This window comes from Streptomyces sp. NPDC051913 (genome assembly GCF_044593635.1).
Classification (GTDB): domain Bacteria; phylum Actinomycetota; class Actinomycetes; order Streptomycetales; family Streptomycetaceae; genus Streptomyces.
Genome location: NZ_JBIUCI010000001.1, coordinates 664,796 through 679,949, shown reverse-complemented (window position 1 = coordinate 679,949; position 15,154 = coordinate 664,796). Strand labels below are relative to the sequence as shown.

Sequence of the window (15,154 nt, the reverse complement as noted above, 5' to 3'; positions counted from 1 at the left end):
CGAAACGTGATGAACGAGGACAGTTCTTGGGTCGAGGAGGCGAACCCCGCCGCGTGCAGGCGTACGACGTCGAGCTCGGCGCGGCTGTCGCGCGGGCCCAGGACGGCGACGAGGCCGCCTTCGCGGTCGCGTACCGGATCGTGCAGCCCGGGCTGCTCGGCTACCTCCGGGGGATCGTCGGCGACGACGCCGAGGACGTGGCCTCCGACGCCTGGCTGGAGATCGCCCGCGACCTCGGCCGGTTCAAGGGCGACGGGCCGGGCTTCCGGGGCTGGTCGGCGACGATCGCCCGGCATCGGGCGCTGGACCATCTGCGTCGGCAGAAGGTACGGCCCCGGTCGGCGACGCTCGAACAGGACGTACTGGAGCTGCCGGGCCCGCACAGCACGCACGACCAGGCGCTGGAGTCGCTCTCCACCGAGTACGCCCTGGAGCTGGTGCGCGGACTGCCGCGGGACCAGGCCGAGGCGGTACTGCTGCGGGTGGTCGTCGGCCTCGACGGCCCCGCCGCCGCCCGCGTTCTCGGCAAGCGGCCCGGCGCGGTGCGCACCGCCGCGTACCGGGGGCTCAAGCGCCTCGCCCAGCAGCTGGGCGTCGACAGTGTGACGGATGACGACCCCCACACGCTGGGGGAGTCGAAGTGAACGACGACGGGCCGGACAGAGACAGGAACGGACATGGGTGAAAGGCAGAACGGCGGGGTCCCCGGCCACCGACGTGTGCACCCAGGCGCCGGCGTCCCCGGTCCACAGGGCACGGACGGCACGGACGGTGCGGCCGGCGCGGACGGCCTGGAGAAGCTCCTGGCCGAGGCCATGCGGGCGCATCCCTTCGGCGGCGAGGGCGAGCAGCGGGCCGTCGCCGCTTTCCGGGCCGCCCGGGACACGGGCACCCACCGCGCCCGTACCCGTCGCCGCGACGACTGGCGGCCCCGGGAGCGCCGGGGCGCGGGCCGCTCGCTGAAGACCACCCTGTCCGTGCTCGTGGCGAGTCTCACCATCGGCGGCGTCGCGTTCGCCGCGATCGGCACCTCCGGCTCCGCCTCCCACGGCTCCGCCGGCCCGACCCCGACCCGGCAGCCGCACAGCGCCGCCTCCGAGCAGGCCGGCACCACCCCGGACACCGCCACGTCCGAACCCTCGGACCGCCCGGTCACCGCCCAGGACACCGAGGCCCACTGCCGCTCCTACGAGAAGCTCCAGGGCCGCGGCAACGCCCTGGACTCGGCGGCCTGGCAGCGGCTGGTCGAGGCGGCCGGCGGCGAGGACCAGGTCGCGGCGTACTGTGCGCGGCAGTTGGCGCAGGACACCCCTCGGGGCAAGGCGTCGGGCAAGGGCAACGCGGCCACGGACGCGCCGGGCAACAGCGGGACGAAGCCCGAGAAGGCCACGGGCAAGAAGAAGCAGTAACCACGGAAAACCCGAAAAAAGGGCCCAGCGACTTCGCTGTGCCCTCTGTCCCGCGCCCGCGGCACGCGGAGACGGCCGGGGCCGCCACCCCCCACAGGAGAGGCCCCGGCCGTCGCGCGGCACGGGCCGCGCGGCGGCCCGTACTTCCTACAGCGCCATGAGTGCGTTTTCTGTCACACCCGGCTCGAATCGGGGTCCGCCCACCCCGTCACGAGGTAGTTGCATCTTGTACGGACATGGACGAGCAGCGGTTTCAGGTCGTAACGTGCCTTTCGCGCCGAGCGGGAGGCGAGGAACCACCGCAATCGCAGGCGGCCCCGGGGGGCCGCGACCATCGACCGAGGAACCATGCGTGCTGGGGGATGACGCGGAGCTGACCGCCGCGGTGCTTGCGGCACAGGACGGGGACGAGACCGCGTTCCGGACTGTGTACCGCGCCGTGCACCCGCGGCTGCTCGGATACGTCCGCACGCTGGTCGGCGATCCGGACGCCGAGGACGTCGCCTCCGAGGCCTGGCTGCAGATCGCCCGGGACCTCGACCGCTTCAGCGGGGACGCCGACCGCTTCCGCGGCTGGGCCGCCCGGATCGCCCGCAACCGCGCCCTGGACCACATACGCATGCGCGGCCGCCGCCCCGCGATCGGCGGCGACGAAACGGAACTCACCGGGAAGGCCGCCGAGTCCGACACCGCGGGCGAGGCCATCGAGGCCCTGGCCACCGACAGCACCCTCTCCCTCATCGCCCGGCTTCCGCAGGACCAGGCCGAGGCCGTCGTCCTGCGCGTGGTGGTGGGCCTCGACGCCAAGTCGGCGGCGGAGACGCTGGGCAAGCGGCCCGGAGCCGTGCGCACCGCCGCGCACCGCGGGCTGAAGAAACTCGCCGAACTCCTGGGCGCCGAGACCCCGGAGGCCGCGGGCGCGGCCGATCCGGAATCGGCCGAGGCCCTCGACGCCCTGCCGCCCCAGCGAGAACCGCGCGACCGCGCGGTGACGTCCGCGAGTGTGACGCATACGCGTGCGCGGACGCAGAAGGACATGTGATGGCCGACAAGCAGTACGAGTGGCTCGACCGCGAACTGGCGGAGCGATTGCTGCGCGGCGACTCACTGGACAACGCTGTCGACCCCGCCGCCCGCGACGAGGCCGAGCGGCTCGCCAAGACCCTGGGCGCGCTGTCCCAGGACCCGCCGCCGAGCACCCTCGAACTCCCCGGCGAGGAAGCCGCCCTGGCCGCCTTCCGCAAGGCCCACGCCGACCGGGGCACGATCCCCGCGGGCCAGGCGCGCGCGGACGACGGGGGCAGGGCCGCCGCGCATGCCGACGTGGGCCTCGTCCGGATCAGCGGACGGCACGGCCGTACCGCCCCTCCGGCGTCCCGCCCCCGCCGCTCCCGCCCCGTCCGGCTCGCGCTCGCCGCCGCGCTGGCCTTCGGCCTGGCCGGCGGAGTGGCCGCCGCGGCCGGCGCCGGGCTGCTGCCGACTCCGTTCGGCGACGCCGAACCCGGCCCCAACGCCTCCGTCTCGGCCGCCGTGACCTCGGACCGCCCGCTGGTCTCACCGTCGCCGTCCGAAGGCACCGGCGAGGGCGAGGCGACGCCGGACGGTTCCAGTGGCGCCTCCGCCAACCCCGGCGGCGGACGCGACACGGCCCGCGACGGCGCGGGCGCCTCCCCGGGAGCCGGCACGGACGAGAAGGACGGCACGTCCGGCTCCTGGTGGAGCAAGGCGCCCTCGGCCTGCCGTGACCTGCGCGCCGGCAAGGAGCTGTCCGGCGACCGACGCCGGGCCCTGGAGGGCCTGGCGGGCGGTTCGACCCGGGTGTGGAAGTTCTGCCAGGGCGTCCTGGACACGTCCTCCGGCGCCCGTTCCGACAGCCGGCCCGGCACCGGCGAGGACCGGGACGGCGCCGGCAAGGACCAGGACGGCAACGGCGGCCAGGGCAAGGGCGACGACGACGGCCACCACAGAGGCTCCGGAGGCGGCGGCCACGGCCGCGGCAATGGTGGCGGCGACGGTGGGGGCAACCGGCACGACGAGGACGGGGGCCGCTCCACCGAGGAGCCGGACACCGCCGCCCCGCTCCTGCCGAAGCGGACGGCGACCGCACCGGAACCGGCGCCGAGCCCGTCGTACTCGACGCTCTGAACTCCTCCGCGGCGGGCCCCGCGGGATTTTTTTCCGGGGGGTGTGACGTTTTCGGACCCGGCGACGCAGTACTGAGTGAGCCGACTGGTCATCGGCCGTCGCACAGAGCCGGGGTTCCCCCCGTACCTACGGCTCGTGCATTCGGCGCGGGCGGGACACGTTCCCCCGGTCCCGCCCGCGCCCCACACACCCCGCGGTTCACCAGTGCACGACGACCTTGTCGCCGTCGCGCACCTCGTCGAAGAGCTCCGCGATCGCCGTCTGGTCCCGTACGTTCACACAGCCGTGCGAGGCACCCGCGTAGCCGCGGGCCGCGAAGTCCGTCGAGTAGTGCACCGCCTGGCCCCCGCTGAAGAACATCGCGTACGGCATCGGTGAGTCGTAGAGCGTCGAGTAGTGGTCGCGGGACTTCCAGTAGACGTGGAAGACGCCCTCGCGGGTGGGGGTGTAGTCGGACCCGAACCGCACCGGCAGCGTCTTCAGCGTCCGGCCGTCCACCATCCAGCGCAACGTACGGCTCGACTTGCTGATGCACAGCACCCGCCCGCTCTTGCAGCGCGCGTCCGGCGCGTCGGCGGGCTGGCCGCCCATCAGATACAGCTCCCACTTGCCCGGCTCGTGGGTCATCTTCTTCAGCCGCTGCCAGGTGACCGCATCGGTCTCGCCGGTCCGCGGCAGCCCGCGTTTGCCCTGGAAGCCCTTGACGGCTTCCTCCGTCGCGTCGTCGTACGTCCCCGTCGGGCCCTCGAAGATCCAGGCGACCTGCCGCAGCCGGGCCTGGAGTTCACGGATGTCCCGGCCGGTGTCGCCCGGGGACCACAGGACCGTGGACAGGAGGCTCGTGGACGGTGTCGGGGAAGGAGGGGTGGTGCGCGGCGCCGGCGAGGTGCTGTCCGGCAGCTCGATCCGCACCGGCGACCGGTTCTTCCCGTCGTCCTGCGTGCCCTGCACGGTGCAGCCGCCCAGGGCGGCCACGACCACCAGCGCGGCGACCACTCTCCCCATGCCCTCGATACGCATCGCGGCCCCCGTCGTCTCACCCTGGCATTGTGGGAACCAGTACCCCAGTGACGGGAGGCGGCACACCATGGCGCGCGAGTCGGAGTCCGGACTGCCCATCGAACCGGTGTACGGACCGGAGGCCCTGGAGGGCTGGGACCCGGCACGGCAGCTGGGTGAGCCGGGCGCCTACCCCTTCACCCGGGGCGTGTATCCGTCGATGTACACCGGCCGCCCCTGGACCATGCGCCAGTACGCCGGTTTCGGTACGGCCGTCGAGTCCAACGCCCGCTACCGGCAGCTCATCGCCCACGGCACCACGGGCCTGTCCGTCGCCTTCGACCTCCCCACCCAGATGGGCCACGACTCCGACGCCCCCCTCGCGCACGGCGAGGTCGGCAAGGTGGGCGTCGCCATCGACTCGGTCGACGACATGCGGGTCCTGTTCGAGGGGATCCCGCTGGACAGGGTCTCCACGTCGATGACGATCAACGCCCCGGCGGCGCTGCTGCTGCTCCTGTACCAACTGGTGGCGGAGGAGCAGGGCGTCGCGGCCGGGCAGCTGACCGGCACGATCCAGAACGACGTCCTGAAGGAGTACATCGCGCGGGGAACGTACATCTTCCCGCCGAAGCCCTCCCTCCGGCTGACCGCCGACATCTTCAAGTACTGCCGGGCCGAGATCCCGAAGTGGAACACCATCTCGATCTCCGGCTACCACATGGCCGAGGCGGGCGCGTCCCCCGCGCAGGAGATCGCGTTCACGCTCGCCGACGGCATCGAGTACGTGCGGACGGCGGTGGCGGCGGGCATGGACGTCGACGACTTCGCCCCCCGTCTCTCCTTCTTCTTCGTGGCGCGGACGACGCTCCTGGAGGAGGTCGCCAAGTTCCGCGCGGCGCGGCGCATGTGGGCCCGCGTGATGCGCGACGAGTTCGGCGCCCGGAACCCCAAGTCGCAGATGCTGCGCTTCCACACCCAGACGGCCGGCGTCCAACTCACCGCCCAGCAGCCCGAGGTGAACCTGGTCCGGGTCGGAGTCCAGGCCCTGGCCGCGGTGTTGGGCGGCACGCAGTCGCTGCACACCAACTCCTTCGACGAGGCGCTCGCCCTGCCCACGGACAAGAGCGCGCGGCTGGCGCTGCGCACCCAGCAGGTCCTCGCCCACGAGACGGACGTGACGGCGACGGTAGATCCCTTCGCCGGGTCCTACGTCATCGAGCGGATGACCGACGACGTCGAGGCCGCGGCGGTGGATCTCCTGCGCCGGGTCGAGGACCTCGGCGGCGCGGTCGCGGCCATCGAGCACGGCTTCCAGAAGGACGAGATCGAGCGCAACGCCTACCGGATCGCCCAGGAGACCGACGCGGGCGAACGGATCGTGGTCGGCGTCAACCGCTTCCGGCTCGACGCGGAGGAACCGTACGAGCCGCTGCGGGTCGATCCCGCCATCGAGGCCCAGCAGACGGCGCGGCTGGCGCGGCTGCGGGCGCAGCGGGACGGGGCGGCGGTCGAGTCGGCGCTGGCCGCCCTGAAGAAGGCGGCGGCGGGACAGGGCAACGTCCTGTATCCGATGAAGGACGCCTTGCGGGCACGGGCGACGGTCGGTGAGGTGTGCGGTGCCCTGCGGGAGGTGTGGGGGACCTACCGTCCGTCGCATTCGTTCTAGCGTGCGAGACTCCTTCGCATGCTCGGTGTCATAGACCTCCCCACCTATCTGGCCGGACTCGTCCTGATCGTCCTGCTCCCCGGTCCGAACTCGCTGTACGTCCTCTCCGTCGCCGCCCGGCGCGGGGTACGGGCCGGGTACACCGCCGCGGCCGGCGTGTGGTGCGGGGACGCCGTGCTGATGACGCTGTCGGCGGCCGGGGTGGCGTCCCTGCTCCAGGCCAACGCCGTGCTGTTCGGGATCGTGAAGTACGCGGGCGCCGGTTATCTGACGTGGCTGGCGTTCGGGATGCTGCGGGCCGCGTGGGGGATGTGGCGGTCGCGGACGGCTCCCGCCGGGGAGCAGGCCGGTGAGGTGGTCGCCGATGAGCGGCCGTACCGCCGGGCCCTGGTCATCAGCCTCTTCAACCCCAAGGCGATCCTGTTCTTCGTCGCCTTCTTCGTGCAGTTCGTCGATCCCGGGTACGCGTATCCGGCGCTGTCCTTCGTGGTGCTCGGCGCGTTCGCGCAGCTCGCGAGCTTCCTGTACCTCACCGCGCTGATCTTCAGCGGGACGCGGTTGGCGGACGCGTTCCGGAGGCGGAAGCGGTTGTCGGCGGGGGCGACGTCGGCTGCGGGGGCGTTGTTTCTCGGGTTCGCGGTGAAGTTGACGATGGCTAGTGCTTGAGCCGGGTGCGGGTACGTTGCGGCTGGTCGCGCAGTTCCCCGCGCCCCTGGAAGCCCATGCGCCCGACGTATGTCGTCAAGGCACTCGGTGATGTGCCTGCCCAGCCGACGTAGCCGTCCGGGCGTACCAAGAACATGCCGCTTCCGTACGACGGCTGCACGGGGCCGCTGATCACTCGCACCGGCTCCGGCAGCCCTTCCGGCGCCTCCACCCCCACCGCCACCAGCGTCCAGTGCGGCCCCCGGAACGCGTCGAACAGTCGTACGCCACCCAGCGTGCCGTCCGGTGCGCGGTCGCCGGCCCTCAGCGGACCCGGCAGGGTGCCCGCCCCCTCCGTCAGGGACGAGTCTCGGTACCCCAGGCCCAGCTGACGCGTCGCGTCCCCCCGCCGTGTCTCTCCCCGGTGGACGCTCGTCGTCAGGCCGAGCATCTGGGCGGCGATGGGGCGGCGCTCCTCCTCGTAGGTGTCGAGGAGGGACTCAGCCGCACCCCCCACCAGTACCGCGCCCAGCTTCCAGCCCAGGTTGTAGGCGTCCTGGACGCTGGTGTTGAGGCCCTGGCCACCCGCCGGGGAGTGGACGTGGGCCGCGTCCCCGGCGAGGAAGACGCGGCCGGCGCGGAAGCGGTCGGCGAGGGCCTGGCGGGGGCGGAAGTCGGAGGCCCAGCGGAGTTCCGTGATGGCGTCGGGGGCGAGGTGGGAGCGGGCGGCGACGACCTTGCGGACGCCGTCGAGGGAGACGTCCACCGCGGTGCCCTCCGGGAACTGGGCCACGACCTGGAAGTCCTCGGTCCCGGCCAGCGGGCAGATCGCGAGGAAGCCGTCGCCGTCCCCGCGCGGCGGGAAGACGTGCCAGTACTCGCGGTCGAGGCCGGTCAGCCGCACGTCGGCCACCAGCACCGGATTCGGGTCGACGGTCTCGCCGGTCATGGCGATGCCGAGGGCGCGGCGGACGGCCGAGCGACCGCCGTCGGCGGCGACGACGTACCGGGCGCGGAGGCCGGGGCCGTCGGCGAAGTGCGCGGTCACCCCGTCCTCGTCCTGGGTGAGGCCGGTGAGCTCACGGCCGAAGGCGACCGTGCCGCCCAGCTCCGCCAGCCGCGCCGCCAGGATCTCCTGCGTCCGCCACTGCGGCACCATCCACGGCTCGTTGTAGGGGGAGTCCTCGGTCGGCTCGGCCGGTTCGAACATCTGGTGCTCGCCGGCCTGCTTGCCGTCCTGCCAGATCATCCCGACCGGGTAGGTGCCACCGGCCGCGCGGATCGCGTCCCGGACGCCGAGGTCGTCGAAGACCTCCATGGTGCGCGGCTGGAGGCCCTTGCCGCGCGAGCCGGGGAACAGGGCGTCCGCCTTCTCCACCACCAGCGCGTCCACCCCGCGCCGGGCGAGGTCGATCCCGAGGGCGAGGCCGGTGGGGCCGGCTCCGACGATCAGAACGTCCATGATCCATCTCCTTAACGATGTTAAGTGCCGTCGATGGCAAGACTGCCCTTAACGCTGTTAAGCTGTCAACCGTGAGTACGGAGAAACGCGCCCCCCTCGACCGCGGTCGGGTCGCGGACACCGCCCTGACGCTCCTGAACGAGCTGGGCCTGGACGGTCTGACCCTGCGGGCCATCGCCAGGGAGCTCGATGTCAAGGCGCCCGCCCTGTACTGGCACTTCAAGGACAAGCAGGCGCTGCTCGACGAGATGGCGACGGAGATGTACCGCCGGATGGTCGCCGGGACCGCGCTGGACCCCGGCGACACCTGGCAGGAGCGGCTGGAGAAGACCAACCGCGGCCTGCGTACCGCCCTGCTCGGCTACCGCGACGGCGCCAAGGTCTTCAGCGGCACCCGCTTCACGAGCCTCGTGCACGTCGAGGCGATGGAGGACAACCTCCGCCTGTTCACGTCCGCCGGCTTCACCCTCGCCCAGGCGGTCCGCGCGGCCCAGACGACCTACCTCTACACCCTCGGCTTCGTCACCGAGGAACAGGGCGTCGAGCCCTTGCCGGGTGACCGAAGAGAGGGCTTCGACATAGAGGAACGAGCCCGCCTGATGGCCGACTTCCCATTGTCGGCAGCGGCGGGGAGGGAGATCTTCGAGAACTTCGACAGCCACTTCGAAGAGGGCCTGGCTCTGATCATCAACGGGATCGCAAACGCCCTGAAGGGGCGCGGGGAACTGCGCGACCAGCCCCCACCCACCCGCAGCTAACCACGAACGGTCAGAGCCCTCCGTACTGCCCGAGTAACAACCGGCGGCAACAGATCAACGGCAATACGACGCGCAGGCGACCGGCGAGGCGTCGAGGGAACCACCACCGTCGGCGCCACATAATGCCGCGACCTGGGAAACTCCACCGCCCGCATCCCTGTGGAACGCACCCGCACCAACCGCTGCCCCGCCGCCTCCTGCACACTCAGCCCGCAGTCCGGCCGCCCCCTGAGCATGGTCAGCAGCTCCTCCCGCACCACCTCCGGGTCACCCCACGTCCCGTACAGCTTCTGCGTGCTGAGGCAGACCACCCGAAGGCCCCGGTTCAGTACCGCCTCCCACACCGCCACCGACACCCCCGGCGTGTGCTCGGAACGGAAGTCGTCGAGGACGACGATCCCGTCCGGCACCAGCAACTCCCGCGCCGCACCGATGTCGTCGCGGACGTGCTCGTACAGGTGCGAGGCGTCGATGTGGACGAAGCGGCAGGTCTTCGGGGCGACCTCGGAGGAGATCACGGAGCTGGGCGCCTCGATGACGCGGGGCAGCTCGTCGTGGAAGGAGAGGTAGTTGCGCTCGAAGGACTGCCGGGTGAGGGAGGCGTACGACTTCGCCGTCTCGGCCTTGTTCGCCCCGTCCGGCGCCTCCCCGCCGAACAGGTCGCAGACGGTGAACTCCTCGCCCGCGCCCAGATGCCGGCCGAGCAGGATCGCGCTCTTGCCCATGTAGGCGCCCAGTTCCAGCAGGTCACCCTGGAGGCCCTGCCGCCGCTGGCGGTCGAGGAACCAGGTGAACAGCATCTGGTCGAGCGGAGGGAACCAGCCGGGTACGTCGCTGAGTTCACCGGGGTACGTGTACGTCTGCTGTGCGTGGACCATGAGACATTCCTGCTCGCCCACGGCCGGACGAACTGACCCTCGGCGGAACGTCAGATGAACAACCTCACCGAGCCTTGGCCAGAGCCGAACGCAGTTTCGGAGTCAGCGGCTTCTCCACGTACCGGTTCAGCAGCCAGGCCAGCAGGAGCATCGCGGCGACCGACAGGGCGAAGGTCGCCGCCGACGGCAGGCCGAGGCCGATGTGCAGGGCGTGGATGACCACCCAGCCGAGGTGCTCGTGGACCAGGTAGAACGGGTAGGTCAGCGCCCCGGCGACCGTCAGCCAGCGCCAGTTCGCCCAGTGGAGCCAGCCGAGCGCGATCGCCGCGACCGCGAGGAAGCCGAAGGCGACGACGGCCACTATCCCGAGCGTCGTCCGGTGCGCGAAGGCGCCCGGGTCCGTGGCGTTCCACAGGCCGCGCACCGCGTAGTGCTGGCCGATCAGGAAGCTGACGCCGACGATGCCCCACGCGTACACGTCCCGCCGGTCGCGGTGGACGAGGTAGAGGCCGACACCGCCGATGAAGAAGGGGGCGTACTCGGGCATCAGCACGACGTCGAGCAGCGGCTGGTGCGCGGCCTGCGTGATCGCCGCCGCGAGCGTCCAGCCCGCGCAGAACAGGATCACCCGGCGCCGCGAGGCCCCCGGCAGGACCACGCACAGGGCGAAGAGGGCGTAGAACCGGACCTCGGCCCACAGCGTCCAGCAGACCCCGAGCACCCGGTCGACGCCCAGCGGCTGCTGGAGCATCGTCATGTTCACCAGCGCGTCGCTCGGCGAGACGGTCCGGTACGCCACCATCGGCAGCGCGAAGACGGCGGTGACCAGCACGACCGCCGCCCAGTACGCCGGCAGCAGGCGGGACGCGCGGGACGCGAAGAACGACTTCAGGGGCCTGCCCCAGCCGCTCATGCAGATCACGAATCCGCTGATCACGAAAAAGACCTGGACGCCGAGACAGCCGTACGAGAAATACTGGTGCAGCGTCGGGAACTGGGATTTCGGGGAACTTCCCCAGGCCGCCGTGACGTCGCCGCCCCGGCCGCCGTAGTGGTACGCCGCCACCATCAGCGCGGCCACCAGCCGCAGCCCGTCCAGGGCCCGCAGCCGGGTCTCGCGGGGCGCCGCCGGTTCCGGCCGCAGGGGCGTTCCGGACACCTCGCGGACGGTCAACGTGGTCACGGATATCCCCTCGACAAGCTGTTCGCGTGCTGTTCCTACGGGTGCACACAGGGACATTAGTCCGAATCACAGGGATGTCTTGGCCGGCCAGCCAACGATTAGCCGCCCGGTCCCGGTGAGTTCACCTGAATGTCGTTTTGGCTTCCTAAATTCCCTCAGAATCCGCCCATGCAAGCGGCTAAACCCAAGAACTCGTCTGAGCTTTGGTAAGAAGACAAAACAGGAGTGCCATGACGACGGTCCAGAAGAGACGTGCACGTGCGCGTGGAGGGGAGCTGGACGACTGCCTGCGCGCCTGCGCGGTCCACAGCGGGAAGGTCGTCGGCAGCGTCGACCGCCGTCGCGTCGAACTCGCCGAGCAGTTGCGCAAGCTCCTCGTCGTATGGGGTACGACGAGTGCCGCCCCCGCGCCCGCCCCGGCCGGTGGCGCCACCGCCCTGCTCAAGCGGGCCGTCAAGGGCGCCGCCACCCCCGCGAACGGCATCCCCAACGAACTCCTCGACGCCCTGCTCGCCGTCGCCAACAAGGCCCTGGAGTGCGGCTACGACGACGAGTTGAACCTCGCCCTCGTCATCAGCGACACCGTCCTCGCCCAGCGCAAGAACTCCCGCGCCGGCTGGCGACTGCGCGCCCGGCTCCTGGAGACGCTCGGCGAGGAGACCGAGGCCGTCGAGGCGTACGACAAGTACCTCGCCCTCACCGACGACGACGGCTTCGGCGTCCGCGCCAAGATCGCCGGACTGCGCGCCGCCGCCGAGAAGGAGCGCGAGCTGCTCGCCCTGCTGCGGCGGCAGAACCCGCGCGCCGAGGAGTTCACCCGGCGCGCCGCCACGGACGTCTGGGCCGAGGGCCTCGCCGCGCAGGCCGTGGGGGACTGGACCGAGGCCGAGCCGCGCCTCGTGGGAGCGCTCCTCGCCCTGGCCGCCGAGGACGCCCCGGTCGCCGACCGGCAGGAACTCCTCAGCCAGTACCTGGACTTGAGGATGACGAAGGAGACGGACCTCCCCGCCCTCACCGAGGCCCTCGCCCTCTACGCCGAGCAGCGCCGCAACCGCATGCGCGGCCCCGTCGCCGACCCGACCGTCGGCGGAGTGCAGTGGATCAGCCTCGGCGAGTTCCGCAACCGCATCGCCGGCAAGTCGATCTGCCTGATCGCCAACTCCGGTCGCGTCGGCGCCAGTTCGATGGGCGCCGAGATCGACGCGTACGACCTCGTCGTCCGCTTCAACTCGTACCGGATCGACCCGCGGCACACCGGCAGCCGTACCGACATCCACGCCACCATCCACAAGCACGGCTTCAACTGGGACCAGCGGGTCGACACCCGGCTGGTGTTCGGCGGGATCTCCGGCGACTGGAAGTACTCCCTGCGCAACCGGCTCGTCCCCGGTGCCCAGACCTTCCTCGGCGACGAGTCGCTGCGCTGGCCCGTGCGCAACATCGGCAAGCTCTCCGCCGACGTCTGGTCCGGCATCCCGACCACCGGCTTCAACATGCTCTACCTGCTGGACTTCCTGGACGTCAGCCCGACCCTCGACCTGATCGGCTTCGACTTCTACGAGAGCGGCGCCTACCGCGTCCAGGAGGCGATGAAGCTCGCGATCACGTCCGTGCACGAATACACCAGCGAGAAGGCATGGGTCATGCAGCGGGCCCAGAGCGTGACCGACATGAGGATCTCCCTGCGATGACCACCACCCTGACCGCCGCTCCCGTCACCGACGCCCAGGCCCTCACCGGCAAGCGCCGCATCGCCTTCGCGTCCTACGTCGACGAGAACTACCTGCCCGGCTTCCTGAACCTCCTCAGGAGCCTCGCGCTGTCCAACCCGAGCGTGTGCGAGGACTTCGTCGTCCTCTACGACGATCTGCGCCCCGGTTCGATAGCCAGGATCCGTGCCCTGCACCCGCGGATCGTCCTCAAGCGCGTCAACGACACGCACTACGACTCGTACAAGAAGGGCGACCAGGACAACTACCTGGTCCGCAAGGCGTACTTCATCCTCGACGTGTTCCGGATCCGGGAGTACGACACCGTCATCACCCTCGACACCGACATGGTGGTGCTGGGCGATCTGCGCGAACTGCTGGAACTCCGGGAGGGGTTGGCGGCCGTCCCGCAGTTCTTCTACGGACAGCACAAGCTCAACTCGGGGCTGCTGGTCATCCAGCGCGAGTACCTGAGCGACGAGTTCTGCGCCAAGCTCGACCAGTGCGGGCGCTCGGGCGACTACGAGCTCGACAAGCACGACCAGGGCATCCTCAACGCCGTCCTCGACGGCGACTTCGTGCGCCTCGACCCGCGCTACAACTTCGTCAAGCGGCGGCTCTCCGGTGACCTGCCGGTCCCCGACGACACCGCGATCCTGCACTTCACCGGCCGCCACAAGCCGTGGCAGGGCGGTGAGGCGGGGTACAGCCAGGCGGAGGACCGCTGGCGCGAGTACGAGCTGTCCGACGCCGACTTCCAGGCGGCCTACCTGGAATCCAGCGGCGGCCTCCACCACGACCTGGTCGTCCACTTCGGCACCCCGCACGTCCAGCGCACCGGCGAGGTCGAGGTGGCCCGCAAGGTCGCCGCCGCGCACATCGCCAACGGCGACTACCAGGACGCGGTCGACGTCCTGAGCGGTGTCCGCATTCCCCTCGACGAGGCATGGCCGCACGAGGTCCTCGGCCACGCCCTGATGAGCGTCTCCCGCCACGAGGAGGCCAAGGCCCAGCTGCTCCTCGCCACCGCCGCCCCCAACCGGGCCGCCACCGCCTACGCGCGACTGGCCCAGATGGCGTGGGTGCACGGCGACAACACCGAGGCGTTGCGGTACGCCACCGCCGGCATCACCGTCGACCCGACGCACCGGTCGAGCCGGCTGTGGGCCCAGCGGGCCGCCGCCGTCCCCTCCCAGGAGCGGGGCAGCGCCGAGGACCAGCTCGCCCATGTCGCCTTCTACATGGACCGGCAGGGCAACGCGGGCGACAAGCTCCTCCCGGAGACCGTCCGCCTCGCCTTCGGCCCGGACACCACCTCCCGCCGCTGGCACTCGGTCCACGCCCACCGGCTGTTCGACGAGGCGGCGCTGGAGCGCGTCAACGCCCGCCGCGGGCTGGTCATCGGCGGTGGCGGTCTGTTCATCCCGGACACCATGCCCAACGGCAACAGCGCCTGGCAGTGGAACGTCCCGGACGCCCTGTTGAACCGCATCGACGTGCCCATCGCCGTCTTCGCGGTCGGCTTCAACGCCTTCGACGGCCAGTCCTACCGCGCCAACCGCTTCCGCGAGTCACTGCTCCAACTCGTCGAGCGTTCCGCCTTCTTCGGTCTGCGCAACCACGGCTCGATCGAGAAGGTCCGTGCGATGCTGCCGTCGCACCTGCACGACAAGGTGCGCTTCCAGCCCTGCCCGACCACGGTCATGCGCCAGCTGGTCGCCGGCTGGCAGGACCCGGCGCGCCGCGACGACACCATCCTCATCAACGCCGCGTACGACCGCGCGGGCCTGCGCTTCGGCCACGACTACGCCTACTTCCTCGCCCAAATGGCCCAGGCCGTACGTGACCTGGGGGCGCTCGGTGAGGTGAAGTGCGTGGCGCACTCGCTCGACGACGAGAAGATCGCCTTCGACCTGCGCCGCGAGCACGGCATCTCGATGCCCGTCATCCCGATGTACGACTTCGAGAACGACGAGATCCGCGACCTGTACGCCCGCACCAAGCTGGTCATCGGCATGCGCGGCCACGCCGGCATGATCCCCTTCGGCGTCGGCACACCGATCATCAGCCTGATCTCGCACCCGAAGATGGCGTACTTCCTGCGGGACATCGAGCGCCCGGAGTGGGGCGTCTCCGTCCACGACCGCCACCTCGCGGCCCGGCTGGTCGAACGCGCGAAGGACCTCCTCGCCGACCACGCCAAGACGGTCGCCGACGTCCACGGCCGCCAGCAGGAGCTGTGGAAGGTCACCGAGGCGAACGCGGCCGACCTCAGGGTGATCCTGGGCAGCTGAAAG

At 71.2% G+C, this 15,154-nt stretch carries 13 protein-coding genes; 9 read left to right on the top strand and 4 right to left on the bottom strand.

Annotated elements, in window-relative coordinates:
* Window positions 1-26: 26 nt before the first annotated feature.
* The 4 genes from ACIHIX_RS03140 (at window position 27) to ACIHIX_RS03125 (ending at window position 3,554) form a co-directional block, all read left to right on the top strand.
* Window positions 27-644 carry an RNA polymerase sigma factor gene (locus ACIHIX_RS03140; protein ID WP_399949112.1) on the top strand — a complete coding sequence of 206 codons (618 nt, stop codon included), beginning with the start codon at window positions 27-29 and terminating at the stop codon, window positions 642-644.
* 33 nt (window positions 645-677) lie between these two features.
* The gene (locus ACIHIX_RS03135) at window positions 678-1,409 is read left to right on the top strand and encodes a hypothetical protein (protein WP_399949110.1); all 732 of its coding nucleotides are present in this window, start codon (window positions 678-680) and stop codon (window positions 1,407-1,409) included.
* Window positions 1,410-1,761: 352 nt separating this feature from the next.
* Window positions 1,762-2,451: an RNA polymerase sigma factor gene (locus ACIHIX_RS03130; RefSeq protein WP_399949108.1), complete on the top strand. Its 690-nt coding sequence runs from the start codon at window positions 1,762-1,764 to the stop codon at window positions 2,449-2,451.
* Window positions 2,451-3,554, top strand: coding sequence for a hypothetical protein (locus ACIHIX_RS03125; RefSeq protein WP_399949106.1), 1,104 nt, complete (start codon window positions 2,451-2,453; stop codon window positions 3,552-3,554). The genes ACIHIX_RS03130 and ACIHIX_RS03125 overlap by 1 nt, the downstream gene beginning before the upstream one ends.
* 198 nt (window positions 3,555-3,752) lie before the next feature.
* Here the strand turns inward: ACIHIX_RS03125 and ACIHIX_RS03120 are convergent, their stop codons facing one another.
* The gene (locus ACIHIX_RS03120) at window positions 3,753-4,574 is read right to left on the bottom strand and encodes a L,D-transpeptidase family protein (RefSeq protein ID WP_399949104.1); all 822 of its coding nucleotides are present in this window, start codon (window positions 4,572-4,574) and stop codon (window positions 3,753-3,755) included.
* A gap of 67 nt (window positions 4,575-4,641) precedes the next feature.
* Here ACIHIX_RS03120 and ACIHIX_RS03115 point away from each other — a divergent pair, with 67 nt between their 5' ends.
* Both ACIHIX_RS03115 and leuE read left to right on the top strand, forming a co-directional pair.
* Complete coding sequence (locus ACIHIX_RS03115; RefSeq protein WP_399949102.1) at window positions 4,642-6,222, top strand: methylmalonyl-CoA mutase; 1,581 nt, start codon at window positions 4,642-4,644, stop codon at window positions 6,220-6,222.
* A gap of 18 nt (window positions 6,223-6,240) precedes the next feature.
* A complete protein-coding gene (gene leuE / locus ACIHIX_RS03110; RefSeq protein WP_399949100.1) occupies window positions 6,241-6,888 on the top strand; it encodes a leucine efflux protein LeuE in 648 nt (215 codons plus the stop codon).
* On the opposite strand, the gene ACIHIX_RS03105 is transcribed toward leuE, so the two are convergent.
* Window positions 6,878-8,329 carry an FAD-dependent oxidoreductase gene (locus ACIHIX_RS03105; protein WP_399949098.1) on the bottom strand — a complete coding sequence of 484 codons (1,452 nt, stop codon included), beginning with the start codon at window positions 8,327-8,329 and terminating at the stop codon, window positions 6,878-6,880. The genes leuE and ACIHIX_RS03105 overlap by 11 nt on opposite strands.
* Window positions 8,330-8,400: 71 nt before the next feature.
* On the opposite strand from ACIHIX_RS03105, the gene ACIHIX_RS03100 reads away from it, so the two are divergent.
* Window positions 8,401-9,087, top strand: coding sequence for a TetR/AcrR family transcriptional regulator (locus ACIHIX_RS03100; protein WP_399949096.1), 687 nt, complete (start codon window positions 8,401-8,403; stop codon window positions 9,085-9,087).
* On the opposite strand, the gene ACIHIX_RS03095 is transcribed toward ACIHIX_RS03100, so the two are convergent.
* Window positions 9,084-9,965, bottom strand: a complete 882-nt coding sequence (locus ACIHIX_RS03095; protein WP_399949095.1) for a class I SAM-dependent methyltransferase — start codon at window positions 9,963-9,965, stop codon at window positions 9,084-9,086. The genes ACIHIX_RS03100 and ACIHIX_RS03095 overlap by 4 nt on opposite strands.
* A 64-nt stretch (window positions 9,966-10,029) precedes the next feature.
* On the bottom strand, window positions 10,030-11,148 hold the full coding sequence (locus ACIHIX_RS03090; RefSeq protein WP_399949093.1) for an acyltransferase family protein: 1,119 nt from the start codon (window positions 11,146-11,148) through the stop codon (window positions 10,030-10,032).
* A 230-nt stretch (window positions 11,149-11,378) separates the two neighbouring features.
* On the opposite strand from ACIHIX_RS03090, the gene ACIHIX_RS03085 reads away from it, so the two are divergent.
* Entirely contained in the window at window positions 11,379-12,839 is a 1,461-nt protein-coding gene (locus tag ACIHIX_RS03085) for a glycosyltransferase family 29 protein (protein ID WP_399949091.1), read from the top strand.
* A complete protein-coding gene (locus tag ACIHIX_RS03080; protein WP_399949089.1) occupies window positions 12,836-15,151 on the top strand; it encodes a glycosyltransferase in 2,316 nt (771 codons plus the stop codon). Before ACIHIX_RS03085 ends, ACIHIX_RS03080 begins: the two co-directional genes overlap by 4 nt.
* Window positions 15,152-15,154: the final 3 nt, after the last annotated feature.